This is a genomic window from Methylobacterium sp. AMS5 (assembly GCF_001542815.1).
Taxonomy (GTDB): Bacteria; Pseudomonadota; Alphaproteobacteria; order Rhizobiales; family Beijerinckiaceae; genus Methylobacterium.
On record NZ_CP006992.1, the window covers coordinates 3,727,885 to 3,753,111 of the forward strand.

The window sequence follows — 25,227 nt, forward strand, 5'->3', positions numbered from 1 at the left end:
CTGCACCTCGCCGCGAGCGTTTCCTCGTCTGTCATTCCGATCGAGCCCTTATGTCTCGAAAAACGGAACGTTATGTTCGATTAGATGAGGAAACGACGGAAGTGTCAATCAGGCATGCCAAGGCGGCCCACGGCGAGGCCGGAGGCGGACGAGGCGATCGGCGAGCGAGAAACGAGCGGGCGCATTCCGCGAACCGCATCTGCGCGAACCGGGATGCGTGGCGGAACGCGGGCGACCGGCCCGTGATGAGGGCCACGCTTGAGCGCCGAGGAGGAACTCGGCGCAGCGGTCAGTTGCCGGGAGAGCCGAAGGCCATTTCGGACTGCTCGTTCTTGGCGATCTCAAGCATGTGCCACTTGATGCCGGACGCGACCGATTCCATCGAGAAACCGCGCGGCACGGAGAAAGCGGACTGCGTTGCGTGGAGTTGGCCTACGCTGCCGGCGAGATAGACTGCAACGGCAAAGGGCAGAATCTGGCGAAGACGCTCGGCGAGGGGCATGTCGATCGGATCTTGCTGCGATGCACCCTGTTCTAGCGAGCAGCATTGTGCGGTGCAACGGCGACAGCGTGTCGCCGCAACATGAGAGCCTTGCCGACAACGCGTGGAGACCCGACCGCGCGCCTCAGCGTCCAAGACTTCCAATTCCGGCGACCATGTATTCGGCGAGGTGCTCGGCGGCGGGCGTGATTCCGCTGGGCTTGCGCTGCAGAACGATCTCAAGATGAGGCATGTCGGGCAGGCCGTCGCTGCGGCCGAGCCGGCGGACCTTGGGGCAGAGCGCACAGAGCGGGAAGGCCGAGACGGCCAGCCCCGCATAGACGGCCGCCTGCAGCCCGGCGATGCTGTCGCTGACGGCGGCGATGTTCCAGGACCGCCCGATCTGGCCGAGCGCATCGAGAGCGTACTGTCGATAGACACTTCCGGCCGGGAGCAGCGCGAGGGGCAGGGCTTCGTTCGACGTGACGACGTAGTCGCGCGCGGCCACCCAGACCAGCGGCTCCTCGCGCACGGCCGTGCCCCTGCCGAATTCCGGCTGGCGCGTCATCAGCGCGATGTCGATCTCCTCATGCTGGAGCGCCGCGTGGAGGTTCACGCTGCGCGAACACCGCAGTTCGATCTCGACCTGCGGATAGGCCCGCGAGAAGCCGCTCAGGACCGAGGGCAGCAGGAAGGCCGCGTAGAGATCGGGCACGCCGAGGCGGACATGGCCGGTGATATCGGGCGCCTCGAAGCGCTCGCGGATCTCGTCGTTGAGACCGAGCAGGGTTCGCGCATAGCCCAGCAGCATCTCCCCCTCCCGGGTCAGGGTGAGGTGGCGGCGATCCTCCTGAAAGAGCGGTTTGGCGAGCGCCTTTTCCAGGCGCTGCATCTGGTGCGTGATCGCCGGCTGGGTGCGTCCGACCTGCCGGCCGGCCAGCGTTATACTGCCGGTTTCGACCACCGCGACGAAGGTCCTGAGGAGAGGGATCTCGAGATCCGGAATCATATCGATAAATATCCTGCATGATCTCGATGCAGAGAATAAATTTCTCCGATGCGAAGGCAATCGGTAGGGTAAAACCGAGGCGCCGGACAAGCCATGATTCAGGACGATCAAAGATCCTGAACGATCCGACGTCTCATAGGTGAGAAACGCTCAACGAATGCAGGGAGACTTTGCGTGTCAGCGCGCAGTTCTACGCGCTGGCACGCAAAGTACCCCTCAATTCAGCAGGAGGGCAGAATGCTGAGGCTTGTTCGCTTCAAAGCCACAGACCGCGTGCTGCTGATCATCTGCCTGATGTACCTGGTCACCTATATCGATCGGGTCAATATCGGCACAGCCGCACCGGCGATGCAGAAGGAACTCGGACTCACCAATTTCGAGCTCGGCCTGGCCTTCTCCGCCTTCGCCTATCCCTACGCTTTCTTTCAGATCGCCGGCGGCTGGCTCGGTGATCGTCTCGGTCCCCGCAAGACCCTGCTGATCTGCGGCGCGATCTGGTCGGCGGCCACGATCGCCATCGGCTTCGTCGAAGGCGCGATGTCGCTGGTCATCGCCCGCTTCGTCCTCGGGGTCGGCGAGGGATCGGCCTTCCCGACCGCGACGCGGGCCCTGGCGAACTGGATGGCGGCCGACCGGCGCGGCTTTGCCCAAGGGATCACCCACGCCTTCGCCCGCCTCGGCAACGCGCTGACGCCACCACTCATCGCCTTCCTCATCGTCGCGCTCTCCTGGCGCGACTCGTTCGTGATCGTCGGCCTGATCAGCTTCGCTTGGGTCGCTCTCTGGTTCTGGTACTTCCGGGACGATCCGCGCGAGCACAAGGATGTCACGCCGGAGGAGATCGCCGTCCTGCCGAAGGTGAAGATCGCGGGCGAGCGCCCGCCCGTGCCGTGGCGGCGCCTTCTCAAACGCATGTTGCCGGTGACGATGACGGACTTCTGCTATGGCTGGACGCTGTGGCTGTTCCTCAACTGGATCCCCTCCTACTTCCTTCACCAGTACCAGCTCGACATCAAGAAATCGGCGATCTTCGCGTCAGGCGTGTTCTTCGCCGGCGTGGTCGGCGATACGGTCGGGGGCGTCGTCAGCGACCGCATCCTGAAGAAGACCGGCAGCGTCTCGAAGGCCCGCGTCAGCGTGATCGTGGTCGGCTTTCTCGGCGCCTTCCTGTTCATGCTGCCGGTGCTGTTCGTAACCGATCTCGTCACCATCACGCTGTGCCTGTCCGCCGCCTTCTTCTTCGCGGAGTTGATCGTCGCGCCGATCTGGGCCGTGCCGATGGACATCGCGCCCCAGCACTCGGGCACCGCTTCCGGCTTCATGAACTTCGGCTTCGGCCTCGCCGGAATGATCTCGCCGGTGGTGTTCGGCGCGGTGATCGATGCAACCGGCCGCTGGGACCTTCCGTTCGTCGCCTCCCTCGGTCTTCTCCTTCTCGGCGCCGTGCTGGCCCTGCGCATGCGGCCGGACGAGCCCTTCCTCGACGAGGTCGAGCCAGCCCCGCCCGTCGCCACGGGTCCGGCGGCGGTCAGGCCCAGCGCCTGACCGCAGCTCTGCCGCCCGGCACACGCCCAACCCCCGTTTTCGTCCTCGACATCCGCATGAGGAATCCCCCGCGATGCCCGTCATCGGCCTCAAGGTCCCCGAACGCCCGCTCGACCCGCGCGAACAGGCTCCAACGCCTTCAAGCCGGAGCGAACCGGACTCTGTCGATGCCGTGATGGAGCGGGCGAGGGCGGCGCAGGGCGCCTTCGCTTCAGTCGATCAGGAGACCGCGGACGCCGCGGTGAGGGCCCTGGCCTGGTCCCTCTACAATCCCGACCATGCTCGCGAAGTGGCCGAACTCGCCGTGCAGGATACCGGGCTCGGCAATGTCGCCGACAAGGTTCGCAAGAAGCAGCGCAAGACCTTCGGGACCCTGCGCGACCTCCTGCGCGCGCCGTCCGTCGGCGTGATCGAGCGGGACGAGGCGAAGGGACTCGTCAAATACGCCAAGCCGATGGGCGTGATCGGCGCGGTGACGCCCTCGACCAATCCGGGCGCGACGCCGGTCAACAAGGCGATGATGGCGGTCAAGGGGCGCAATGCCATCGTCATCGCTCCGTCCCCGCTCGGCTACCGCACCACGGCCCGCATCGTCGACCTGATGCGCCGAGAACTCGCCGCGATCGGTCTGCCGGAGGATCTCGTGCAGATCCTGCCCGCGCCGATCACGAAGGACTCAACCGAGGCGCTGATGAAGGCCTGCGACCTCGTCGTGGTGACGGGCTCGCAGGACAACGTCCGCCGCGCCTATTCGAGCGGAACGCCGGCCATCGGCGTGGGGGCCGGCAACGTGCCGGTGATCATCGACGAGACCGCCGACCTCGACGCGGCGGCCGAGCGGATCCGCGACTCGAAAATCTTCGACAATTCGACCTCCTGTTCCTCGGAGAACGCCGTCGTCATCGTCGATGCGGTCTACGATGCGGCTGTCGCCGCGCTGGAGCAGGCCGGCGCCTATCTCTGCACGCCAGAGGAGCGCCGGCGCGTGATCGAGCGGCTCTGGGTCAAGGGCAAGCTCAACCGCGATCTCATCGCCCGCGATGCCGAGGTGCTGGCCGGGGCCTTCGGCCTACCGGCGCAAGCCCACGCGAAAAGCTTCTTCCTCGTGGAGGAGAGCGGGGTCGGCAAGGCCTATCCGCTCTCGGGCGAGAAGCTCGCCCTCGTGCTGACCGTCTACCGCGCGAGCGACTTCGCGGCGGCCAAGGAACGGGTGCGCGAGATCTTGGAGCACCAGGGCAAGGGCCATTCCTGCGGCCTGCACACCACGGACATGGACCGCGCCCGCGAACTGGCGGAGGACCTGGAGGTCGTGCGGGTGCTCGTGAACTTCGCCCACACCTTCGGCAACGGCGGCGGCTTCAATTCCGGCCTCGGCTTCACCCTCAGCATGGGCTGCGGCTCCTGGCAGAAGAACTCGATCTCCGAGAACCTGAGCTATCGCCACATGCTCAACATCACCCACCTCGTCACGCCGATCCCCGAGGACAAGCCGACCGAGATGGAGCTGTTCGGACCGCACTGGAAGCGGATCGGTCACGAAGCCGGACAGGCGGAGGCCGCACGATGAATTTCCTGGAGCACGTCGCCAAGGCGAGCGTCCTCGCGCCCGCCGGCATCCCTGTCCCGCGCGCGGTCCTGTGCCGGACGCCGGAGGAGGCGCAGGCCGCCTTCGCGGAAATCGGCCCCTGCATGGTCAAGGCCCAGGTGCCAACCGGCAAGCGCGGCAAGGCCGGCGGCATCAAGCCGGCGAATTCGGCGGAGGAGGCGCGCGGCGTCGCCGAGCGCATCCTCGGCATGCGCATCGACGACCACGCGGTCGGCTCGGTCCTGCTGGAAGAGCAGGCTCGGATCGCGCGCGAATTCTACGCGGCTGTTCTGCTCGACACCGCGGGCCGGTGCCCGCTGGTCCTCTTCTCCACGGAGGGCGGGATGGACATCGAGGAGGTCGTCGCGACGCGGCCCGATGCGCTGCGTCGACACCGCATCGATCCCGAGGCCGGCTTCGACAAGGCGGCCGCCCATGCGCTGCTGTCCGGCCTCGACCTCGCAGGCGCCGAGGATCAAATCGCCGGGATCCTGGCGGCGCTCTACGCGACGAGCGTCCGGGTCGATGCGGAGCTGATCGAGATCAATCCGCTCGCCGTTCTGGCTGACGGGCGGGCCGTCGCCCTCGACTGCAAGCTGACGCTCGACGACTCGGCCGCCTTCCGCCAGGCCGATCTCGCCGGGGAGGCGGCGGAAGAGCCGATGACCGACCTCGAGCGGGAGGGCGCGGCCAACGGCCTCAAGTTCATCCAGCTCGATGGCGATGTCGGCGTGCTGGCCAACGGCGCGGGGCTGACGATGACGACGATGGACGTCATCAGCCATTGCGGCGGGCGCCCGGCGAACTTCCTTGAGATCGGCGGCGAGGCCTACACCAAGTCGGAAGCCGCGCTGAAGCTGGTCCTGTCCAATCCCGGGGTCAAAAGCCTCGTCGTGAACTTCTGTGGCGCCTTCGCCCGCACCGACGTGATGGCCGAAGGCGTCGTCACCGCCTGGAAGCGGCTCGCCCCGGACATCCCCGTCTTCTTCTCGATCCACGGGACCGGGGAGGACGAGGCCGTGCGCCTCGTGCGCGACGGCCTCGGCCAGGAGCCCTTCGATCTGATGGAGGATGCCGTCCAGGCCGCCGTCGAGGCGGCACACGCGGCAACACGTTCGACAGCAAGCGGGGGAGCCGCACGATGATCATCTACCGCCGGTCCGCCCGCGTGCTCGTCCAGGGCATCACGGGCAAGCAGGGCACCTTCTGGACCGAGAAGATGATGGAGTGCGGCACGCAGGTCGTCGCCGGGGTCAATCCGAAGCGGGCGGGCGAGCATCATCTCGGAGTGCCGGTCTACGCCACGGCCAAGGCCGCCATGGCCGAGAGCCCGTTCGAGGCGGCGGTGATGTTCATCCCGCCGGCTATGGCCCGCGAGGCCGCCCTCGATGCGATTCATGCCGGGGCAAAAACCGTCGTCATCCTGACCGAGCACATCCCGGCCCTCGACGTCATCGCGATTCACCACGCGGCGGCGCAGCACGGGACCCGCATCATCGGGCCGAACACCGCCGGCATCGTCACGCCGGGGGAAGGGTTCGTCGGCATCATGCCGGGGCACAACCCGAACATCTTCCAGCCCGGCGAAATCGGCGTGATCTCGCGCTCGGGCAGCCTCGGGACGCTGATCTGCCTCAACCTCACCCGAGCGGGCCTCGGCCAGTCGGTCTTCCTCGGGATCGGGGGCGATCCGATGATCGGCACGACGACGCGCGACGCCCTCCAGGCGCTCGACCAGGATCCGCGGACCCGCGCAGTGGTGCTCGTCGGCGAGATCGGCGGCGCGATGGAAGAGGCGGCCGCGGAATACGCGGCCGGCATGTCGAAGTCCGTCGTGTCCTTCATCGCGGGGCGCGCCTCGCCGCCCGGCAAGAAGATGGGGCATGCCGGCGCGATCGTGTCAGGATCCATGGGGAGCTACGAGGGAAAACGCCGCGCGCTCGAAGCGGCGGGCGTCGCCGTCGCCGATACCCCGGCCGAGATCCCAAGCCTGCTCGGCCTCGGCCACAGCCAGTCCGGGCCGGCCGTCCACGCCCTCTCGGCCTGACGACCCAGCTTCGGCAGGAAGACTTTCGACGACAAAAAGGCGCCGCGCGACGACGCGCGGCGCCTCCATCTGTCGTGGGGCTCTTCAACCCGTGCGGGTCAAACCCCGACGACGGTCTTCAGATGACCGAACAGCGAGGCGACGCTGTTGAGCTTCTCGCTCCAGGACGGATCGAAATAGACCGCGCGCGCGGCAACGATCGCGACGACCATGGCCCAGAACAGACCAACGCCGGAGCGCAGAGCGACCCGCGAAGCTGCGGTGTGCTCCTTGTCGCTCGCCGGCAGGACGGGCTCACCGAAGGAATCGAATTGCACGGGAGGCATGATGACCGAAGACGCTTGGAACTACAGCGGGATGTCGGTCCACCATAGCCCGAACGCAATGGTCGGGTTTTTCGTATTTCCGCTGCGGTGGAGAGACTTCTTCCAAGCGTCGATTTCAGCGGAGAATTTTTCTCCCCCGGCTGCCCCCGGCGGCCGGATCGGTCGCCGGAGACCGTGCCCGTTGAGGGTTCTCGGCCATGGTGTCGTCAGCGACATCGCCGCTCGAGTCCATCGACGGACACCCGCCTCGCACACCCTTTCCCGAAGAGTCGCTTTTCGACGAAGGCCTTTTCGATCACGTCATGGGCCGCCTCTCGCGGTGTGGCGGCATCGACGGTGGACTTCGAGATCCGCGTGGTCGGCATCTCAAAACATCGAATGGTCAAAAGATCTCCGGAACGCCCCGGCAATGTATGGAAACCTCCGGAGTCGTTCCTTGCGCCTCTTGCCAAGGTTGGGGTCGAGGGTTCGAATCCCTTCGCCCGCTCCGGTTTCCTCAAAAGAACGGGCCGACCGACGAAAGCCGCCGCAAGGCGGCTTTTCGTCGGTTCGGGCCTGCCGCAGGAGGCCACCGCGACTTTAACGATCTGTTAGCCAAACAATTCCTAACGTCCGGCTGGCGCAGGAAGGCCGGGCATGCTCGAACATCGTACAACGCGCGCGGCCGGGGGGGCGTCCGGGAAGGCCTCAGCCGCGGAGCCGGTCGAGCGCTCCCCCGCCACGGCCGCGACCCACCGGGCTTCCGGCCGCTTCGACACGGCGCGCCGCAATCTCGACCTCGCCCTCGAAGGGGCACTCGGCCGCGCCCGCTTGACCGGAGAGGGTGCTGACGCCTTCCGCGCGATGGGGAGGTGCTGGGTCGATGCGAGCCGCGCCGCTTGATCCGACACCCGAGGCAGACAGCCTCCCGTCGCTCGCTTCTCGGGGTGAGCTTCCCGTGCAGGCAACACTGCGCCGGCTGGAGCAGGAATTCGCACGGACCCTCGACACCGCCCCGCAGATCATTCCTCAGGCGGCCTCGGAGGCAGAGGGCGCGGCCGATCCGATCTACGTCACCCGACCGTTCCTGCCGCCGCTCGAAGAGTTCGAGCCGCTGCTACGGCAGATCTGGCAGACGCGGATCCTGACCAATGGCGGCCCGTTCCATCAAGAGCTGGAAGCACGCCTGAGCGACCATCTCGGCGTGCCGCAGGTCGCCCTGTTCAACAACGCGACGACCGCGCTGATCATGGCCCTACGGGCGCTCGACCTCACGGGCGAGGTGATCACGACGCCCTATTCCTTCGTCGCGACCTCGCACGCCCTGCTCTGGAGCGGGCTCACCCCCGTCTTCGTCGACATCGACCCGGTGACCCTCAACCTCGATCCCGCCCGGATCGAAGCCGCGATCACCCCGCGCACCAGCGCGATCCTGCCGGTCCATTGCTACGGCCAGCCCTGCGACGTCGAGGCGATCGCAGGCATCGCCGCCCGACATGGTCTGAAGGTGATCTACGACGCCGCCCACGCCTTCGGCGTGTGCCATCGCGGGCAAAGCGTGCTGAACCACGGCGACCTGTCGGTCTTGAGCTTCCACGCCACCAAGGTATTCAACACCTTCGAGGGCGGCGCCATCGTCTGCGCCGATCCGGCGATGAAGGACCGGATCGACAAGCTCAAGAACTTCGGGTTCGAAGACGAGATTTCCGTGATCGAAACGGGCCTGAACGGCAAGATGAGCGAGCTGAATGCGGCGCTTGGCCTCGTCCAGCTTCGGCACATCGGCACGGTGCTGGCGCGGCGGCAGGCGATCGACGCGGCCTACCGGCAGGGATTGCAGGGCATTCCCGGCATCCGCTGCCTGGACTTCGCCGGGGAAGGCGCGGCCAACTACGCCTATTTCCCGATCCTGGTCGGCCCCGATTACCCGACCGGCCGCGACGCGCTCTACGACGCGCTCAAGCGCGACGGCATCCACCCGCGGCGCTACTTCCATCCCCTGATCTGCGACCACCCGATGTACCGGACCCTGCCGAGCGCCCGGCGCGAGGATCTGCCCGTGGCGGCCCTGGCGGCCGACCGGGTGCTCTGCCTGCCGATCTATCCCGACCTCGATCCCGCCATCGTCGCCCGGATCGTCCGGCGGATCGCCCGGCCCTGACCACGCCCGCCACACTCGCGATCATTCGGCGGCACCGGCACCGTCGATGAGTTCGGCGTCTATCCGGCCTCGGTGTTCGGCACGGTTGAGGCGGCGCGCGCACACGGCGCCGGCCGGACCCGCTGCGTCTCGGTTCGCTTCAACACGGTGATCGGCTACCGCGGTGAGCCGCGACAGCGGGCGCCGCAGCACTGTCGTGCGGGACATGCGGCACCGATCACCCCACGCCGGCGAGGCGCTTCTCGATCCGCGTCACCTGCATCGGGTACCAGCGGCTTCCCCGCGCCGAGGGAATGCCCAAGGCATTGAGGGCGTTGGCGACCTGCTCCAGCGTCAGCGCGCCCGCGGCGCGGATCTCGCTGAGGATCGGCGCCACTTCCTCCGCCCGCTCCCGGCTCCGCGGCAGGGTCTCGCCCCGCCCCAGACTTTCCGCCAGAGGGCGTGGGGCGGCGAGCGATGCGCCGGCCCGGTCGGCCGGCGCCCGCGCACGGCGCTCGGCGGTGAAGCGCGCGTAGAACGCGCGGCGGCGGGCCAGCGTCTCGGGGGTGCGGCGCACCCCGAGCCTGTCCTCGGCCTCCGCCACCGCGGCCATGATGCCGAGGGTCGCCTCGCTGACCTCCGGGCTGTCGGCGACGGCGAAGTGCAGGTCCAGACGGCGCAGATCACGGCTCAGAGCGCGCAGGAAGCCCGGATCCTGGCTTGAAGCCCCGAGTTCCGCCATGAGAAGCGTCGCGCCGTGGCGGCCGCACAGGGCCAGCGCCTCGCACAGAGCCGGCCGCTCCGCATCGGACGCGTCGGGCCCCCACTCGACGCACTCGGCAGCGAGCCGGCCGCGCCTTGCGAGGTGGCGGTCGATCGCGGCGCGCTGCGATACCAGAGCGGTTTGCGTCGCTCCCTGTCCCGAAAGGGCGGGACGGAGGTAGGAAACAAAGCGGTCTGAGGACATCTGCGGTCGGCCGGTCGCGCGTCTTGGAGCGAGCACGGAGCCGGCGCAACGCCTCGGGGGTTCGCCCGGTGGCGGCGCCGTTCTGAAAACAAGCCCCGATAAGGGAAACCGGTTGTGAACGACACCTATGATGGCATCAATATGAACTCATCTTCCGATGAGATGGCCGTCTCCGTCGTCCTCGGCTTGGGTGGCACGATCCGGATCGGCGCGAGCGCGCTCACGGTGTCCGACCTGACGGTGATGTTCGACGCGATCACGCGGACCGGCTCGGTGCAGGGCTTCGCCGACGCCCTCGGCCTGTCCTATCGCGCGGCCTGGGCGCGTCTCCAGGCCTACGAGACGGCGCTCGGCCGGCCCCTGGTGCGCAAGACACGTGGCCACGGCACCGCTCTGACGGAGTTTGGGGCCGCCTTGGCGGACGCCTTCACCGGCGCCGCAACGGCCTTGGAGGCCGGCCTCGGCCGCGAGACCCGCGCCATCGAGCATCGCCTGCGCCGTCTCATGAGCGGCGGGGCTGGAAAGCTGACACTGGCCGCGAGCCACGATCCGTTGCTGGTCGAGGTTCTGACCGAGGCGATGAGCGGGGAACCGGGTGCAGAGAGGGGCGTCGAACTCTCCGTGACGGGCAGTAGCGCGGCGGTGCAGCGCCTCCTCGACGGCGGGGCCGATGCGGCGGGCTTCCATTGCGGGGCCCTCGCGCCGGAAGCGGCGGGCGCTCCGTTTTCCGCGATCAATGCCGGCGCCGGTCTCATGCTGCACCCCCTGTTCGAGCGCGAGCAGGGCCTGCTGCTGGCCCCCGGCAACCCGCGCGGCATCCGCATGCTGGCCGACCTGACCGCGCCCGGCCTGCGCTACGTCAACCGCCAGAAGGGATCGGGCACGCGGGACTGGTTCGACCGCATGCTGGCGCAGGCCGGCCTGCCGGCTGCCGCGATCCACGGCTACACGGTCGAGGAGTTCACCCATCAGGCGGTCGCGGCGGTCATCGCCTGCGGCGCGGCGGATGCGGGCCTCGGTGTCCGGGCGGCGGCCGAACGGCTCGGACTCGATTTCCTCTCCGTCGGCTGGGAGACCTATTATCTCGCCGCCAGCCGCTCCCTCGCCAGCCCGGCGCTCGACGCCCTCGTCGCCGCAGCGAGACGGCGCGCAAGTCGAACCCCCGGCTACCGCGCCGTCGCCGCGGATCTTTGATAGGTAACAGGCCGCTCCGCCGGCAAGAAAATGGCCTCCGCCATGTCGGCTGAAGGTGAATTTCACCAAAATCCAACCCTGAGATGCAAATCACCACAAGTAAAGACCATTTACATTTGTGAAACAGCCTCTCGACGGACACCGAATTGTCGGAAATCGCACCAAAGGCGCCCCCCGGCTTACATGTCGATCGGCTGGCCCCTAGTATTACATTTGCGACGATCCTCACGGTCGTCGAGCGCTTCACGTTTCGAAAGCGAGCATGAACCGGAATCTCGCTCGGGCGGCGCTCGATCTCGCGACGGCGGGCCATGATGGCCCGCGACGGGCACGGCCCTTTCGCCGACGCGGCGTGCCGTTCCTCGTCTGCGCCGGGCGCGCGGATGCATCCGGCCCGTCCACCGAAGTCACGAACGCGCCGTGCCGGACCAAACCGGCCTGGCAGCGCGACGTCGTCCCTCCGGCGGGGAAACGGGCGGCGCGGGCGGAACGGGCCGGATGAAGGTCTTAGCGGGTAGCGGAACGGCGGTGAGCGGGCCCTTGCTGCGCAAGCTGCAAGGCTTCGGCAAGCTGGAAGAAGCGGACACGGCCGCCCTGGCGATCGTCGAGGCGGGGACACGGCTGATTCCGGCCGGCACGGACCTGATCTGCGAGGGTGACCGGCCCGAGGGCATGATCGCGGTCACGGAAGGCTTCGCCTGCCGCTACAAGCTGCGGGCGAACGGTGCGCGTCAGATCGCGGCCTACCTCATCCCGGGGGATATCTGCGACTTCGACACCTCGGTCCTGAACCGGATCGATCACACCATCGGCACGCTCTCCGGCTGCCGCGTCGCACGGATCGGTCCCGAGGCCGGGCGGGAGTTGCGTCAACGCCCGGCTCTCGCCCGCAGCCTGCGCAAGGTGGCCCTTGTCGAAGAGGCGACCCTCCGCGAGTGGCTGATGAACATCGGCCGCCGCTCGGCCGTGGAGCGCCTTGCGCACCTGCTCTGCGAATTGCTCGTGCGCCTGCGGGCGGTGGGGCTGGCGAGCGGCAACAGCTTCGACCTACCGATCACGCAAATCGACCTTGCCGACACCACCGGCATGACCAGTGTTCACGTGAACCGCTCATTGGGCGAACTCAAGCGCGCAGGGCTGATCGAGCGCAAGGGCAAGCGCGTGACGCTCTGCGACCTGCCGCGCCTCGTCGAGTTGGCCGAGTTCCGATCGAATTACCTGAATTGGGAAACGCGAACCGCCGCGTAAGGCCGGAGAGAGACCGGGAACCGCTCCGGCTGCAACACGCTCGCGAGCGGTTCCCGGCTTGGCCGGAATGGAGGATACGGCTCTATCCCCTTGTTTTGACGTGCATTCTTTCGACGAACCGGTGACCACTTCGTCGGAATGCGCTCTAGAGCATCATCCCGAAAGGTGGCCTCCGGCTTTCGGAAAAAGATGATGCGAAAACAAGAGGATAGACCATCATCCTGGATTTGATTTCCAGCACGATGCTCTAGCGGTCGTGCGTCTTCGTGGTCCGGGAATCCTGGTTCTTGTTACCCTCTGTGGCGGGGGACGCCCCCGGCACGCCCGTATTGCCCGAGCCGCCGCCCATCTCTCCCGCCTTCATCGCCCCGCCCTTCTGCATCTCTCGCCCGCCGTCCCGGCTCGAGATGTGCCGGCGGGTGTCGACGGCTTGGATGCGCCCTGGCCGGACCTCTCCTGCGCGGAGGCGGCGCCGAGGCTAACGATCAGCAGAAGCGATGCGAAGCAAGCGTTGTGATATTTCGAAATATATGACCTTCCGATAGAAATTTCATCGTAAACTTCACAGACAATGATGCTAAGAAATATTTAACTGCGTTATTTTTTTATTATATTATGATTACATTTCCAGAATTGAAGATGTATTTTGCCATTTATCATCACGGCGGGGCACCGTCGCGCGATGGACATCGAAACGCCTCCGATCGTCTCGGTCGCGATACGGCGCCGGACGGTCATCGAGCCGGCCGGCCCGCAGGCTGACGGAACGAGCCGTCAGGTGTGGCGTTCATCGTCGGACCTTAGCCGAGCATGGATGCCCGGCCGGCATGAGACAGGAGATGTTCGATGGTGAAGATCGGAACCCGCACGATGCTGGCTCTGATCGCCTTCTCGGCCGCCGGCACTTCCAGCGTGCGGGCCGGCGAGGAGGAGCAGGCTGCGCTGTGCCGCAACGATGTCATGCGGCTGTGTCTGACATCGATTCCCGATCGTGGTCGCATCGTGAGTTGCATGAAGGCGCAACGGGCGAGCCTGAGCCCCGGATGCCGGGCCGCCTTCGACGAAGGGACCGCCTCCTCGGCCGGCCGACGCTCGGCGAGCCTCCGCTGAGGATCGGGGAGCGCCGGTCGACCACCCGCTCTCCAACTTCCCTCGGACCGTCATGCACGCATGGCGGCCCAACGGCGCCGGGATTGCCCCCGCGCCTGACTTCGATCGACGACAGGAGATACGGCTCCCGATGAACCGTTCGCTGCTCCCCCTCCTTCTGGTCACCACCCTGACGGTGCCCGCGTTCAGCCCGACCGCTTCGGCGGTCGAGGGCTCGCCGATGCTGCTGCACGGCAATTACTGCGGGCCCGGCAACAATGGCCCGGCGGCACCCGTCGATGCGCTGGATGCAGCTTGCGCCCGCCACGACGCCTGCACGCCGGACGGTGCGCTGGCCCCGAAGTCATGCAACCTTAGGCTGCAAGCGGATGCCGAGCGCGTGGCCGACGATCCGCGCCAGCCGCCGGACCTGCGGATGATGGCCGGGCTGGTCGCCTCGGGCGCGGCGATGATGCCCTCCGCCCCGCCATCCCGACCGCGCGCTCCCGCCGTTGCCGCTCCCGAGGCCGTCGAGATCGAGAGCCCGCCCGACGCGGACCTGCTCCCGGAATAGGCTGCGCCGGCTGGGCGGGCTTCCCGCCTCGCCGCTCAAGCAACCTCCGCTTCGCCGTCGCATTCCGCAGAACGAGCGGACCTGAGCAGCGGACGGTTCGTGAAGCCTCTCATACGACATCCGATTGCCCGCTCCGGGATGGCGGATGCCGGCTTCGCTCGAGCGCCGCGGGGTCTTGCTGACACGGTTGCCGCTCCCATCGCGCGATCAAACCGTGTCAGCCGCCCCGCGCGAGTTCCGTCGTGATGTGCTTTACCGACGGCGTGACGATCGCCACGAACTGCGCCTCACGCAGCCGCCGAAACGTCTCCGCGCCCTCCAGGTAGCCGCGCGCGCCCGCCTGGAGCATGGCGGCCTGCGCCGCTTCGAGAGCCAACCACGACACGTCGAGGCGCAGACGCAGGGTCTCGAGGAAGGTCGCGCGGTCGGTCTCGGCATGCGCTCGTGCCGCGGCGGTGACGCGCGCGCGCAGAGCGTCCGCCCGCGCCTCGATCGCGTCCGGCCCGAGCGGCAGGAACGCGGCGTTGGCGCGTCCACGGGCATCCTCGCGCATCAGCGCCGCGACCCCTCGGGCGAGCCCGAGCCCCATCCCGGTCTGGAGCAGAACGAAGCCGTTGCGGATGCGCGGCACGAAGGCGGCGGCATCGTGCGTGATCACGTCGGCATCGGACAGGAACGCGTCGCGGATCATCACCGTATAGGTGCCGGTGCCTTCGAGCGCGACGAAACGGGCATTGGCCGCGATCGAGACAGAATCGGCGCCGGCCTCGAACAGCCCCATCACCCGCCGCCCGTCGGGTAGCGAGAGGATGCCGGCGAAACGCTGGCCGGGGCCGAGGTTCGACACCCAGGGCAGGCGCCCGCGCACCCGGTAGCCGTCGCCCGCACGCTCGCCCTGGAGCGCCAGCGGCTCGATGCCGGAGAACGCCTTCATCGGGTTCGACAGCCCGGTGCCGCCGAGCGCCGCGCCCGAGGCGAGCCCGGCGAGATGGCGGCGCGGGCCGTCTTCGTCGCCGCGGGCGAGGTACCAGACCAAGGCATCCTGGCACCACATGCAGAAGGCGGTGGAGAGGCAGGCCTGCCCCGCCTCCGTCATCGCGTCGATGGCGGCGAGAAGCCCTACGGCCGTGCCGTCGGCATGGTGCCGATAGGCGCCGGCCGCCCCCAGCGCCCGCAGGATGTCGGCGGGATATTCCCCGGCGTCGATCGCGCGGAGGCGCGGGCGCAAGGTCTCGCGCACGATCCCGGCGAGGTCGGGCGGGAGGGATTCCGCGATGCGGGCGCTGGCGGCCACCGGCGTCAGGCCCGCGCCAGGGTGACGGCGACTGGGTTCTTCACCGTGTTGAGCACCGGCGACCACTGCCCGGCATGGGCCACGAGTTCGTCGAGTTCGGCCGCGCTCGCGCCCTCGACGTCGAGATGCACCTTGAGCCGCACGGCGGTGAGCCCGACCGGCTTCTCCGAGAGGTCGCCGGTGCCCCAGACCGAGGTGATGTTGATGTCGCCCTCCGACTCGACCTCGATCCCCCTGACGGTCCAGCCGCGGGCGATGGCGTTGGCCTGGAGCCCGACCGCGACGCAGGTGCCGAGCGCGGCGAGCAGGGCTTCGGTCGGGTTCGGGGCGGTGTCGTCGCCGAGCAGGGCCGGCGGCTCGTCGACGATGTGGGCATCGAGATTGCGGATGTAGTTGAGATGGCGGAAGCGGCGCCCCTCGGCGACGGTGCGGGCGCGCACGGTCTTCACCACGCTCGGATCGGCCCGGCCCTTCTCGGAGAGGGCGTGCAGCCGCTCACGGTCGATCGGCTCGAACACCTTCTCGAAGGTCTGGACGATTTCTCTCGGGGCGGTCGCGGTCATTGTTGTTTCCTCACGTTGCGGGAATCCAGCGGGCGCGGGCGGCCAGCCGCCCGAGACCGGTGTCGAGGGCGTATCCGATCAGGCCGATCAGCAGGACGAGGGCGGCGAGCCGGTCATAGGAGAGGGTGTCGCGGGCGTCGTTGATGGCATAGCCGAGCCCGCTCGTGACCCCGAGATACTCGGCCGGGACCAGCACGATCCAGGCAACACCCAGCGCGAGCCGCAGGCCGGTGAGGATGTCCTGCAGCACCGCCGGGACGATGACCGCGCGCAGAGCCGCGAGCCGGCCCGCGCCGAGGTTGCGCGCCATGGCGAGCCAGACCGGATCGACCCGCTTCACCCCGGCGGCGGTGGAAAACAGGATCGGCCAGATCGCGGCCGCCGCGATCAGGAAGACGATGGCCCCGTCCCAGCTCGGGAAGGCGAGCACCGCAACCGGCATCCAGGCCAGCGGCGAGATCATCCGCAGGAGCTGGAACGGCGGCTGCAGGATGCGCTCGGCGAGCGGGACCGAGCCGATCAGCAGCCCGAGCGGCGCACCGAGCCCGAAAGCGACGGCGAGGCCCTGTCCGATCCGGGCCAGACTCGGCGCCGCGGCCCGCCACGCCTCGCCGGAGGTCAGGAGTTCGACGAACGAGGCCAGCGCGGGTCCCGGCGCGAAACCGGCGAAGGCGGCGTAGGCCGGCACGCTTTCCAGAACCAAGCCACCCGCGAACCACAGGGCGAGCAGCCCCGCGAGGCCGACGAGCGGGGCCAGCCGATCGAGAGCAGAGGCCCCGAACCTCGCCCCGATCCCGGCCCGGCGCGGCGCCGCGACCTGCCGCTCGACGGCGAGCGCCGCCTCGATCACGCCGCCGCTCACAGGCTCAAGGTCTCCTGGCGGGTGAGCGCGGCGTCATCCGCCGCGCCCGGCCATTCGGGATAGCGCTTGAGCGAGGCCCGCACGAAGCGGTCGTCGACGAGGTCGCGCGCGACGAAATCCGGGTCGAGCCCTTTGAGGAAGCCGGCATCGCCCTCGACCACCGTGTTGCCCATCGCCTCGACGATCAGCTTCGTCGCCGACGGGTAGGGCCAGGGCTGGAAGTCGATGCGTTGCGCCGCCCAGTCGCGGTGGCGGATCGCGCCGCTCGCCTCGTAGGCCGGGCCGTAATCGGTGGTCGCCTTGATCACGACGTCGGCGGGCATCGGCAGGTAGCCGCGGCCCTCCTTCGAGATCAGGCGGGCGACCTCCTCGCGGTTCTTCACGCAATAGGCCTGGGCCCGGACGATGGCATCGACCGCCTTGCCCGCCCATTCGGGCTTGGCCGCGATCTGGCTCTCGTGCGCGACCACGACGCAGCAGGGATGGTTCCTCCAGATGTCGCCGGTGAAGCGCAGCATCCGCGCGCCGGCCTTGATCTCGCCGAGCGCATTGAACGGCTCGGCGACGATGTAGCCGTCGATCTTGCCGGCTGCCAGCGCCGCCGGCATCTCGGGCGGCGCCAGGATCTGAAGCGCGCACTCGTTCGGGCCGGCCTCGCCCCGGATCACCGGCGTCACCCCGGATTCGCGCAGCGCGTATTGCAGCACGACGTTGTGCATCGAGTACCAATACGGCACCGCGACGCGCTTGCCCGCCAGTCCCTTGAAGTCCTCGATCCCGCTTTTTCCCCCGACGACGATGCCCGAGCCGTTGGTGTGCGCCCAGGCCAGGATCTTGACCGGGAACTTGTTGTTGTAGCGCATCCAGACCGGGATGGGCTTGAGCAGGTGGGCGAGATTGAACTTGCCCGCGGCGAACCCCTCGACCAGCGCCGACCACGAGCGCACGGGCGTCGGCTCGGCGACCTTCAGGCCCGCCTCCTCGAAATAGCCCTTGGCATGGGCCACTAGCAGCGCGGTCGCGTCGGTGATCGGCAGGTAGCCGATGCGCACGGTGTCGTCCTCGGCGGCATGGACCGCGCGGCCCGACAGGGCGAGCCCGCCGCCGCTCAGCAGGGCGGCGAGGCCGCCGCGAGCCAACGCGTCGAGGGTGTTGCGGCGCGTCCAGTCGGCGCGGGCCCATTCATGCGTCCAGAGGGCGGAGAGGTCGTCGGGCGCGGTCATCTGCGGTCTCGGAGAGGAAGGATCAGGCGGCGCGGCCGGTGATGCCGGACCGGTCGTGGGCAACGGAGTCGCGGGCCACGGAGCCGAGACGGCGGCGCAGCTCCGCCTCCGCATCGTCACCGAGGGAGAAGTCGGCGGCGATGCGGGCCGGGCGCCCGTCGAGCACCACGGCCCGCGCCGCCAGGGCGGCGACGTCGGCAAGGTCGTGGGTGACGACGATCAGCGTCAGGTCGCGGGCCCGGGCGAGCCGCAGCACGTCGGCGCGCAGGCTCGCCCGCATCTCGGGGTCGAGCGCCGAGAACGGTTCGTCGAGAAGCAGGATCGAGGGCTCGCTCGCCAGCGCCCGGGCGAGCGCCACCCGCTGCTGCTGACCGCCCGAGAGTTGGTGCGGCTTGGCGTCCGCGCGTTCGCGGAGGCCGAGATCGTCGAGGAGGCGGCGCGCCTCCGCCTCGCGGGCCGCGCGGTCGCGGCCGAGGCGCCCCGAGAGGCGGGCGGGCAGAAGCACGTTGTCGAGCACGCTCGCCCAAGGCAGCAGGGCAGGGCGCTGGAACATCACCGTACAGCCCGGCACCGGCCTGCGCGAGGGAATGCCATCGAGCCGCACGCTGCCGGCGGAGGGCGCGACGAGCCCGGCCATGATCTGCAAGAGGGTCGATTTCCCGACGCCGGAGCGGCCGAGGATGCCGATGCGCTCGCCCGCCGCGACTTCGAGATCGATGCGGTCGAGCACCGGGCTCGGGCCGTAGCGATAGGCGACGGCCGCGAGGGCGAGACGGGGAACGGAACGCGACATCGAACCTGAACAAATCGGACAGGACCGGCCTTGAAGGTCGACCGTGTCGTAGAGCGGCACGCGGCCAAGATGACCGACCGACCCCCTCAAGATCAATGAGTGTAATATTCAAATATTTGCACGAATTTGCATGATATTTCTCCACGAACCGCCCGTTGTGGGAGGATTATTCTTGCCCGTCAGCCGTCCGGGCTTCGCTCGATCCTAAGGCGCGTCGGCATTGAGCCTTGGCCCGTGAGGTTTGTCAGGGCTGACATCGTCCCGAGTCCGTCCCCTTCGGCGCTCCGCTGCAACGTGGAAGCGTTTTGCTTCGCCGATCAGCGATCCACACGTGCCTTCAACGGCACCGATACGCCGGCCTCCCTTTTCCGGCGCAAAAGGGAAAATCTTGTCCCAGCATCGCGCTGAAAAAGGGCAATCGCTTTCATTGACGCACCAGTTTCCATTGCGGAATATCAGACCGCAATCGAAGAGCATCAAACGAAGACAAGAAGATCTTCGTCGGGCTCTCGATGACGCGCCGGCAAAGCGGGCGGACCGACATCCTCCCAGACCGGCCACCCCGCCGAGGTCTCGCATCAAGCGAGCCGACGCATCCCCCCGATCCGCCTCACGTGCCTGCGTCCGCGCCGGTCCGATGACCCGTGCGCGACTGCCTGAAGACGAGCCCGATGCCCAACGTCCTGTCCCCGCCGGCCCGCCTCCTGCTGCTCGGCGCCGGCTTCGCCTGTGCCCTGCCGCTCCTCGAGACGCCGGCCCTGGCGCAATCGCCGAGCGCGGTCGAGAGCTTCACCGGGGAGGCCGGCCCCCGCACCAATCCGGAGGCGATCGGCGTCGCGCCGGACGGCAAGGTGAAGTGGCACGGGCCGCTCGCGCCCTACGCTGCCTCGCTGGCGCTCGCGGGCCTCAGCTTCGACGTCAACGTCTACGACTTCTTCTTCTCGAACCCGAGCGCGGGCCTGCGGCCCGGACAACTCTCGAACTCGGCCTATTATCTGCTGAGCCTCGATGCAGATCTGGACAAGCTGGCGGGTGTCCCCGGCGGCTGGTTCCACATCACCCAGACCTTCTTCGGCCTGCGCTGGAACAACCGCAACATGGGCGCCGATATCGGCGACACCACGATCGGCTACCAGCCGACCTTCAACCGCGACTTCGCCCGCCTCTCGATCCTCACCTACGAGCAGCGGCTGCTCGACGACCGCCTCGCCATCGAGGTCGGGCGCACCCATCCGAACCGCTACTACGCGCTGCCGCCCTGCCAATCGAGCGTGAGCTGCTTCCAGGACATCCTGCAGATCAATGCGGGCCTGTCCTCGCCGCTCTACGGGGTCTGGGGCGCCAACGTCGCCTACAAGACCTCCCCGGACGACTACATCCAGGCCGGCGCCTTCGCGGTGACGGGCCGCGCGAACTTCACCTCGGGCTGGGACTTCGGCCACGAACCGCTCGACGGCGTCGTGACGCTGGCCGAGATCGGCCACGCCACGACCTTCGTCACCGATCCCTATCCGAGCCGCGTCGCGCTGACCGGCTTCTATAATACCGCCGACCACGAGGATAACCTCAGGACGGTCTTCGGCACCTCGAAGGGGCTCAATCCCGGCGATCCGGTGCGGCTGCGCTCCGGCACCTCCGGCGTGATCCTCACCGGAAGCCAAGTGTTCTGGCGCGCCGATGGCGGGGCGGAGGCGGGCAACCTCAACCCGACCTCGCTCCAGGCCTATACCAGCCTCGCCTACGCGCCCGACCCGACGGTGCCGATCCGCTGGAACGCGTTCGCCGGCCTGACCCTCCAGGCGCCCGACCAGAGCCGGCCGCACGACCGCTACGGCGTCAAGCTCAACTGGCAGCGCATCTCCGCCGACTACGCCCAGTTCCTCGGTGACGCGAACTTCATCTCCGGCGGCAGCGGCGAAATCTATTCCCGCGACAAGCTTATCTTCGAGGCCAACGCGCATCTGGCGCTCGGCAAGAACATCTTCTTCGAGCCGGTGGTCCAGTACCTCGTCAACGGCAATTCGTACTGGAACCCGTTCACGCCCAACCGCACCAAGGACGGCTTCTACGTCGGCGCCACGCTGATCGTCCCGCTCGGCCAGTTGCTCGGCCTCGCCCCGGGCTGAGCCCCCCGAGCATTCCCGCCGCGCCGCCCGAAGCCCCTCAACGGACGAAGCCTCATGACGCGCCAAATCCGCTTCAACGCCTTCGACATGAACTGCGTCGGCCACCAGTCGCCGGGCCTGTGGGCCCATCCGCGCGACCGCTCGTGGCAGTACAAGGATCTCGAATACTGGCAGGATCTCGCCCGCACGCTGGAGCGGGGCATCTTCGACGGGATCTTCATCGCCGACGTCGTCGGCTACTACGACGTCTACAAGGGCTCGAACTGGCACGCCCTGCAACAGGCGGCGCAGATCCCGGTCAACGATCCGCTCCAGCTCGCCGCACCCATCGCGCTGGCCACCGAGCATCTCGGCATCGGCATCACCGCCTCGACCTCGTTCGAGCACCCCTACACCTTCGCCCGCCGCCTCTCGACCGCCGACCACCACACCAAGGGCCGCGTCGGCTGGAACATCGTCACCTCGTATCTGGAGAGCGGGGCCAAGAACGTCGGCCAGTCGGGGCTCGCGCGCCACGACAACCGCTACGAGGTCGCCGCCGAATATGTCGAGGTGCTCTACAAGCTGTTCGAGGGAAGCTGGGAACCTGGCGCCGTCCTGCGCGACCGCGAGCGGCGGATCTTCACCGATCCGTCGAAGGTGCACGAGATCGACCATCGCGGCCGGCACTTCACCGTGCCGGGCTACCATCTCTGCGAGCCCTCGCCCCAGCGCACCCCGGTACTCTATCAGGCCGGCGCCTCCGGGCCCGGCAAGGCGTTTGCGGCGGGTCATGCCGAATGCGTCTTCGTCGGCGCGCCGCTCAAATCCATGCTCAAGGCCTATGTCGCCGACGTGCGGGCAAAAGCCGTCGCCGCCGGCCGCTCCGCCCGCGACGTGCTGATCTACAATCTCACCACGGTGATCGTCGCCGAGACCGACGAGGCCGCGCAGAAGAAGTTCGAGGAATACCAGTCCTATACGTCGTATGACGGCGCGCTGGTCTTCATGTCGGGCTGGAGCGGGATCGATTTCGGCCAGTACGCGCCGACCGACTTGGTCAAGAAGGTCGAGACCAACGCCATCGTCTCGATGGTCGAGAGTTTTTCCTCGGCCGAGAAGCCGTGGTCGATCGCGGAACTCGCCCGCTGGGGCGGCATCGGCGGGATCGGGCCGGTCTTCGTCGGCTCGGCTGCGACGGTGGCCGACATCCTCCAGGAATGGGTCGAGGAGACCGACGTCGACGGCTTCAACCTCGCCTACGCGGTGACGCCGGAGACCTTCGAGGACACGGTCAACCTGCTGGTCCCCGAACTTCAGCGCCGCGGCGTCTACCCCAAGAGCTACCGCCCCGGAACCTTGCGCGAAAAGCTGTTCGGGCGCGGGCCGCTCTTGCCGGAGACACACCCGGCCCATGGCTACCGCGACATCGAGGCGGTGAAAGCGCGCGAGGCCAACCGCCTCGAAGCGGCGGAGTGAGAGCGATGGCCGACCCGATCCTCGAACTCTCCGACGTCTCGCTCTCATTCAAGGGCCTCAAGGCGATCAATGCTTTGAGCTTCTCGGTCGAGCGCGGCGAGATCTGCGCCCTCATCGGCCCGAACGGGGCGGGCAAATCCTCGGCGCTCAACATCCTCAACGGCGTCTACCGGGCTCAGTCCGGCCATGTCGCCTTCGAGGGGAAGCGGCTGCGCTCGATCCGGCCGGGGGAGGCGGCCCGGCGGGGGATCGGGCGCACCTTCCAGCACGCGGCCCTGTTCTCCGGCCTCAGCGTCCTCGACAACGTGCTGGCCGGGCTCGCGCGCCACAGCCGCACCACCCTGATCGAGCACGCGCTGGGGCTCCCCCGGGACGCCGCCGAGGCGCGCCGCTTCCGGGCAGCCGCGGACGAGACGCTGAGTTTCCTCGAACTCACCCCCTACCGCGACCGCATCGTCGCGACGCTCCCCTACGGCATCCAGAAGCGGGTCGATCTCGCCCGCGCCCTGGTGGCGCGGCCCACGCTACTGCTGCTCGACGAGCCGATGGCCGGCATGAACGGCGAGGAGAAGCGCGCCATGGCCCGCTTCATCGCGGCGGCGCGCGATGAATTCGGCACCACCATCGTGCTGATCGAGCACGATATCGGCGTCGTCATGAGCCTGTCCGACCACGTCGTGGTGCTCGATTACGGCCGCAAGGTCGGCGACGGGCCGCCGGACGCCGTGCGCAACGACCCGGCCGTGATCGCGGCCTATCTCGGCAAGCCGCATTGAGGGCCGATCCATGAGCTTCTTTCTGGAAACGCTCGCGGGCGGCCTGCTCGCCGGCGTGATGTATGCCCTCGTCGCGATCGGCTTCGTGCTGATCTACAAGGCGTCGGGCGTGTTCAACTTCGCGCAAGGGGCGATGGTGCTCTGCGCCGCGCTCACCTTCGTGACGCTGACCGAGCGCGACGTGCCGTTCTGGCTCGCCGGCCTGATCACGCTGGCGATCATGGTGACGCTGGCGGTCGCCGTCGAGCGGATCGTGCTGCGGCCTCTCGTGAACCGCTCGCAGATCACGCTGTTCATGGCGACGCTGGGCCTGTCCTACATCATCGAGGGCGGCTCGCAGTTCGTGATGGGCGCAAGCGTCCACGAACTCGACCTCGGCATCAGCGACCTGCCGGTGGCGATCGGCCCGATCCAGCTCAGCTCCTTCGATCTCGTGGCGGCGGCGAGTGCCGGCGCCCTGGTGATCGCCCTGTGGCTGTTCTTCGAGCGCACCCGCGTCGGCGTCTCGCTGCGCGCGGTGGCCGACGATCCGCAGGCGGCGCTCTCCATCGGCATCCGGCTCCCCGTGCTCTGGGCCACGGTCTGGGCGGTGGCGGGCTTCGTGGCGCTGGTGGCGGGCCTGCTCTGGGGCGCGCGCCAGGGGGTGCAGTTCTCCCTCACCTTCGTGGTGCTGAAAGCGCTCCCGGTGCTCATCATCGGCGGCTTCACCTCGATCACCGGCGCCGTCGTCGGCGGCCTCATCGTCGGCGCGGCCGACGCGCTCGCCGAGATCTATCTCGGGCCGCTGCTGGGCGGCTCCGTCTCCACCTGGTTCGCCTACGGGCTCGCCGTCGCCTTCCTGCTGGTGCGCCCGGCCGGACTGTTCGGCGAACGCGCCATCGAGAGAGTCTGACCCGATGCCTCCTGCCCTCGCTGCCGCCCTCGCGCCCGTCCGGCGCCCCGCGCTGCCCGCTCTTCCCGTGCGCGCCGCCGGCCTCGCCCTTCTGCTCGCGGTCGCCTTCGTGGCGATCCCGCTCACCGCCACCGATTATTGGTACAACGCGATCCTGATCCCGTTCCTGATCATGGCTTTGGCCGGGCTCGGCCTGAACCTGACCATGGGCTATGCGGGCCAAGCCTCGCTCGGCACCGGCGCCTTCATGGCGGTGGGGGCCTACGCCACCTACAACCTGCTGCTGCGCCTGCCCGAACTGCCGCTGCCGGTCAGCCTCGCGGGCGGGGGCCTCATCGCCGGGGCGGTCGGGCTCGTCGTCGGTCTGCCCTCGCTCCGCATCAAGGGCTTCTACCTGATCGCGCCGACGCTGGCGGCGCAGTTCCTGATCGAATGGGTCTTCAATCAGGTCGGCTGGTTCTCGAACTACGCCTCGTCCAGCGCGATCTCGGCCCCGCGCCTCGTGTTCCTCGGCTACGACCTGTCGAGCCCGGCCGGACGCTACGCCTTGACGCTGACCAGCGTCACCGTCGTCACGGTGCTGGCGTGGCGCCTCGTCGGAAGCCAGACCGGCCGCAACTGGCGGGCGGTGCGCGACGGCGAGACCGCGGCGGCGGTGATCGGCGTGCCGGTGGCGCGGGCCAAGCTCTCGGCCTTCTTCGTCGGGGCCGCGGTGAGCGGTGTGGCCGGGGCGCTGTGGGCGTTTGCCTATCTCGGCACGGTCGATGCCCGCAGCTTCGATCTCGACCGCTCGTTCCAGGCGATGTTCATCATCATCATCGGCGGCTTGAGCAGCCTGTCCGGCAGCTTCATCGGCGCCGCCTTCATCGTGCTGACGCCGATCCTGCTCACCCACCTGTCGAACGCGTTCCTCGGTGGCAGCCTCGACGGCGGCCAGCTCTCGAACCTCCAGCGCATCCTCTTCGGCGCGCTCATCATCGGCTTCCTGATCAAGGAGCCGAACGGGCTGGCCGCGCTGCTCGGCCGCCTGCGCCGCCCCGCCCGCTGATCCCTTTC

At 68.3% G+C, this 25,227-nt stretch carries 24 protein-coding genes; 15 read left to right on the forward strand and 9 right to left on the reverse strand.

The window, feature by feature from the left end; translation table 11 throughout:
- Positions 1-289: 289 nt before the first annotated feature.
- Entirely contained in the window at positions 290-502 is a 213-nt protein-coding gene (locus Y590_RS16795; protein ID WP_060770851.1) for a hypothetical protein, read from the reverse strand.
- Positions 503-626: 124 nt separating this feature from the next.
- Complete coding sequence (locus Y590_RS16800; RefSeq protein ID WP_060770852.1) at positions 627-1,490, reverse strand: LysR substrate-binding domain-containing protein; 864 nt, start codon at positions 1,488-1,490, stop codon at positions 627-629.
- Between the two features lie 237 nt (positions 1,491-1,727).
- On the opposite strand from Y590_RS16800, the gene Y590_RS16805 reads away from it, so the two are divergent.
- The 4 genes from Y590_RS16805 to Y590_RS16820 all read left to right on the forward strand — a co-directional run bounded on the left by Y590_RS16805 (position 1,728) and on the right by Y590_RS16820 (position 6,667).
- Positions 1,728-3,035, forward strand: a complete 1,308-nt coding sequence (locus Y590_RS16805) for an MFS transporter (RefSeq protein WP_060770853.1) — start codon at positions 1,728-1,730, stop codon at positions 3,033-3,035.
- A gap of 73 nt (positions 3,036-3,108) precedes the next feature.
- Entirely contained in the window at positions 3,109-4,602 is a 1,494-nt protein-coding gene (sauS, locus tag Y590_RS16810) for an acylating sulfoacetaldehyde dehydrogenase (protein ID WP_286161762.1), read from the forward strand.
- Positions 4,599-5,765: a succinate--CoA ligase subunit beta gene (locus Y590_RS16815; RefSeq protein WP_060770854.1), complete on the forward strand. Its 1,167-nt coding sequence runs from the start codon at positions 4,599-4,601 to the stop codon at positions 5,763-5,765. Before sauS ends, Y590_RS16815 begins: the two co-directional genes overlap by 4 nt.
- Positions 5,762-6,667, forward strand: a complete 906-nt coding sequence (locus tag Y590_RS16820) for a succinate--CoA ligase subunit alpha (RefSeq protein WP_201026745.1) — start codon at positions 5,762-5,764, stop codon at positions 6,665-6,667. The genes Y590_RS16815 and Y590_RS16820 overlap by 4 nt, the downstream gene beginning before the upstream one ends.
- A gap of 98 nt (positions 6,668-6,765) precedes the next feature.
- On the opposite strand, the gene Y590_RS16825 is transcribed toward Y590_RS16820, so the two are convergent.
- Positions 6,766-6,993 carry a hypothetical protein gene (locus tag Y590_RS16825; RefSeq protein ID WP_060770855.1) on the reverse strand — a complete coding sequence of 76 codons (228 nt, stop codon included), beginning with the start codon at positions 6,991-6,993 and terminating at the stop codon, positions 6,766-6,768.
- A gap of 636 nt (positions 6,994-7,629) precedes the next feature.
- On the opposite strand from Y590_RS16825, the gene Y590_RS16830 reads away from it, so the two are divergent.
- Positions 7,630-7,875 carry a hypothetical protein gene (locus tag Y590_RS16830; RefSeq protein ID WP_060770856.1) on the forward strand — a complete coding sequence of 82 codons (246 nt, stop codon included), beginning with the start codon at positions 7,630-7,632 and terminating at the stop codon, positions 7,873-7,875.
- Positions 7,856-9,133, forward strand: a complete 1,278-nt coding sequence (locus Y590_RS16835; RefSeq protein ID WP_083530888.1) for a DegT/DnrJ/EryC1/StrS family aminotransferase — start codon at positions 7,856-7,858, stop codon at positions 9,131-9,133. The genes Y590_RS16830 and Y590_RS16835 overlap by 20 nt, the downstream gene beginning before the upstream one ends.
- Positions 9,134-9,350: 217 nt before the next feature.
- On the opposite strand, the gene Y590_RS16840 is transcribed toward Y590_RS16835, so the two are convergent.
- Positions 9,351-10,079, reverse strand: coding sequence for a recombinase family protein (locus Y590_RS16840; protein WP_060770857.1), 729 nt, complete (start codon positions 10,077-10,079; stop codon positions 9,351-9,353).
- A 141-nt stretch (positions 10,080-10,220) separates the two neighbouring features.
- On the opposite strand from Y590_RS16840, the gene Y590_RS16845 reads away from it, so the two are divergent.
- From Y590_RS16845 to Y590_RS16865, 4 genes are all read left to right on the forward strand, one after another.
- Complete coding sequence (locus Y590_RS16845) at positions 10,221-11,273, forward strand: substrate-binding domain-containing protein (RefSeq protein WP_201026746.1); 1,053 nt, start codon at positions 10,221-10,223, stop codon at positions 11,271-11,273.
- A gap of 498 nt (positions 11,274-11,771) precedes the next feature.
- The gene (locus Y590_RS16850; protein ID WP_060770859.1) at positions 11,772-12,521 is read left to right on the forward strand and encodes a Crp/Fnr family transcriptional regulator; all 750 of its coding nucleotides are present in this window, start codon (positions 11,772-11,774) and stop codon (positions 12,519-12,521) included.
- 846 nt (positions 12,522-13,367) lie between these two features.
- Positions 13,368-13,631: a hypothetical protein gene (locus tag Y590_RS16860; protein WP_060770860.1), complete on the forward strand. Its 264-nt coding sequence runs from the start codon at positions 13,368-13,370 to the stop codon at positions 13,629-13,631.
- Between the two features lie 130 nt (positions 13,632-13,761).
- A complete protein-coding gene (locus Y590_RS16865; RefSeq protein ID WP_060770861.1) occupies positions 13,762-14,184 on the forward strand; it encodes a phospholipase A2 family protein in 423 nt (140 codons plus the stop codon).
- 217 nt (positions 14,185-14,401) lie between these two features.
- Here the strand turns inward: Y590_RS16865 and Y590_RS16870 are convergent, their stop codons facing one another.
- The 5 genes from Y590_RS16870 to Y590_RS16890 are packed head-to-tail and all read right to left on the reverse strand — an operon-like array spanning position 14,402 to position 18,919.
- Entirely contained in the window at positions 14,402-15,478 is a 1,077-nt protein-coding gene (locus Y590_RS16870; RefSeq protein WP_060770862.1) for an acyl-CoA dehydrogenase family protein, read from the reverse strand.
- A 5-nt stretch (positions 15,479-15,483) separates the two neighbouring features.
- A complete protein-coding gene (locus Y590_RS16875; RefSeq protein WP_060770863.1) occupies positions 15,484-16,041 on the reverse strand; it encodes an OsmC family protein in 558 nt (185 codons plus the stop codon).
- A 10-nt stretch (positions 16,042-16,051) separates the two neighbouring features.
- Positions 16,052-16,903, reverse strand: coding sequence for an ABC transporter permease (locus tag Y590_RS16880; RefSeq protein WP_060770864.1), 852 nt, complete (start codon positions 16,901-16,903; stop codon positions 16,052-16,054).
- Complete coding sequence (locus Y590_RS16885; protein WP_060770865.1) at positions 16,900-18,126, reverse strand: ABC transporter substrate-binding protein; 1,227 nt, start codon at positions 18,124-18,126, stop codon at positions 16,900-16,902. Before Y590_RS16885 ends, Y590_RS16880 begins: the two co-directional genes overlap by 4 nt.
- A gap of 22 nt (positions 18,127-18,148) precedes the next feature.
- Positions 18,149-18,919 carry an ABC transporter ATP-binding protein gene (locus Y590_RS16890; protein ID WP_060770866.1) on the reverse strand — a complete coding sequence of 257 codons (771 nt, stop codon included), beginning with the start codon at positions 18,917-18,919 and terminating at the stop codon, positions 18,149-18,151.
- 671 nt (positions 18,920-19,590) lie between these two features.
- Between Y590_RS16890 and Y590_RS16895 the strand changes: the two genes are divergently transcribed.
- Genes Y590_RS16895 through Y590_RS16915 form a run of 5 tightly spaced genes read left to right on the forward strand, consistent with a single transcriptional unit; the run spans position 19,591 to position 25,219 of the window.
- Positions 19,591-21,045 carry a carbohydrate porin gene (locus Y590_RS16895; RefSeq protein ID WP_060772337.1) on the forward strand — a complete coding sequence of 485 codons (1,455 nt, stop codon included), beginning with the start codon at positions 19,591-19,593 and terminating at the stop codon, positions 21,043-21,045.
- 54 nt (positions 21,046-21,099) lie between these two features.
- On the forward strand, positions 21,100-22,503 hold the full coding sequence (locus tag Y590_RS16900; protein ID WP_056113570.1) for an LLM class flavin-dependent oxidoreductase: 1,404 nt from the start codon (positions 21,100-21,102) through the stop codon (positions 22,501-22,503).
- 5 nt (positions 22,504-22,508) lie between these two features.
- Complete coding sequence (locus tag Y590_RS16905) at positions 22,509-23,279, forward strand: ABC transporter ATP-binding protein (protein WP_060770867.1); 771 nt, start codon at positions 22,509-22,511, stop codon at positions 23,277-23,279.
- Positions 23,280-23,289: 10 nt separating this feature from the next.
- The gene (locus Y590_RS16910; protein ID WP_012254728.1) at positions 23,290-24,171 is read left to right on the forward strand and encodes a branched-chain amino acid ABC transporter permease; all 882 of its coding nucleotides are present in this window, start codon (positions 23,290-23,292) and stop codon (positions 24,169-24,171) included.
- A 4-nt stretch (positions 24,172-24,175) separates the two neighbouring features.
- Entirely contained in the window at positions 24,176-25,219 is a 1,044-nt protein-coding gene (locus Y590_RS16915) for a branched-chain amino acid ABC transporter permease (RefSeq protein ID WP_012254729.1), read from the forward strand.
- Positions 25,220-25,227 lie beyond the last annotated feature (8 nt).

Bases quoted from the DNA above. Each gene is read 5' to 3' on its own strand.
- Y590_RS16825 (WP_060770855.1), bottom strand. From the start codon at position 6,993: ATGCCTCCCGTGCAATTCGATTCCTTCGGTGAGCCCGTCCTGCCGGCG.
- Y590_RS16795 (WP_060770851.1), bottom strand. From the start codon at position 502: ATGCCCCTCGCCGAGCGTCTTCGCCAGATTCTGCCCTTTGCCGTTGCA.
- Y590_RS16915 (WP_012254729.1), top strand. From the start codon at position 24,176: ATGCCTCCTGCCCTCGCTGCCGCCCTCGCGCCCGTCCGGCGCCCCGCG.
- Y590_RS16885 (WP_060770865.1), bottom strand. From the start codon at position 18,126: ATGACCGCGCCCGACGACCTCTCCGCCCTCTGGACGCATGAATGGGCC.
- Y590_RS16900 (WP_056113570.1), top strand. From the start codon at position 21,100: ATGACGCGCCAAATCCGCTTCAACGCCTTCGACATGAACTGCGTCGGC.
- Y590_RS16905 (WP_060770867.1), top strand. From the start codon at position 22,509: ATGGCCGACCCGATCCTCGAACTCTCCGACGTCTCGCTCTCATTCAAG.
- Y590_RS16890 (WP_060770866.1), bottom strand. From the start codon at position 18,919: ATGTCGCGTTCCGTTCCCCGTCTCGCCCTCGCGGCCGTCGCCTATCGC.
- Y590_RS16910 (WP_012254728.1), top strand. From the start codon at position 23,290: ATGAGCTTCTTTCTGGAAACGCTCGCGGGCGGCCTGCTCGCCGGCGTG.
- Y590_RS16845 (WP_201026746.1), top strand. From the start codon at position 10,221: ATGAACTCATCTTCCGATGAGATGGCCGTCTCCGTCGTCCTCGGCTTG.
- Y590_RS16820 (WP_201026745.1), top strand. From the start codon at position 5,762: ATGATCATCTACCGCCGGTCCGCCCGCGTGCTCGTCCAGGGCATCACG.
- sauS (WP_286161762.1), top strand. From the start codon at position 3,109: ATGCCCGTCATCGGCCTCAAGGTCCCCGAACGCCCGCTCGACCCGCGC.
- Y590_RS16865 (WP_060770861.1), top strand. From the start codon at position 13,762: ATGAACCGTTCGCTGCTCCCCCTCCTTCTGGTCACCACCCTGACGGTG.
- Y590_RS16830 (WP_060770856.1), top strand. From the start codon at position 7,630: ATGCTCGAACATCGTACAACGCGCGCGGCCGGGGGGGCGTCCGGGAAG.
- Y590_RS16835 (WP_083530888.1), top strand. From the start codon at position 7,856: ATGCGAGCCGCGCCGCTTGATCCGACACCCGAGGCAGACAGCCTCCCG.
- Y590_RS16875 (WP_060770863.1), bottom strand. From the start codon at position 16,041: ATGACCGCGACCGCCCCGAGAGAAATCGTCCAGACCTTCGAGAAGGTG.
- Y590_RS16800 (WP_060770852.1), bottom strand. From the start codon at position 1,490: ATGATTCCGGATCTCGAGATCCCTCTCCTCAGGACCTTCGTCGCGGTG.
- Y590_RS16895 (WP_060772337.1), top strand. From the start codon at position 19,591: ATGCCCAACGTCCTGTCCCCGCCGGCCCGCCTCCTGCTGCTCGGCGCC.
- Y590_RS16850 (WP_060770859.1), top strand. From the start codon at position 11,772: ATGAAGGTCTTAGCGGGTAGCGGAACGGCGGTGAGCGGGCCCTTGCTG.
- Y590_RS16860 (WP_060770860.1), top strand. From the start codon at position 13,368: ATGGTGAAGATCGGAACCCGCACGATGCTGGCTCTGATCGCCTTCTCG.
- Y590_RS16815 (WP_060770854.1), top strand. From the start codon at position 4,599: ATGAATTTCCTGGAGCACGTCGCCAAGGCGAGCGTCCTCGCGCCCGCC.
- Y590_RS16840 (WP_060770857.1), bottom strand. From the start codon at position 10,079: ATGTCCTCAGACCGCTTTGTTTCCTACCTCCGTCCCGCCCTTTCGGGA.
- Y590_RS16805 (WP_060770853.1), top strand. From the start codon at position 1,728: ATGCTGAGGCTTGTTCGCTTCAAAGCCACAGACCGCGTGCTGCTGATC.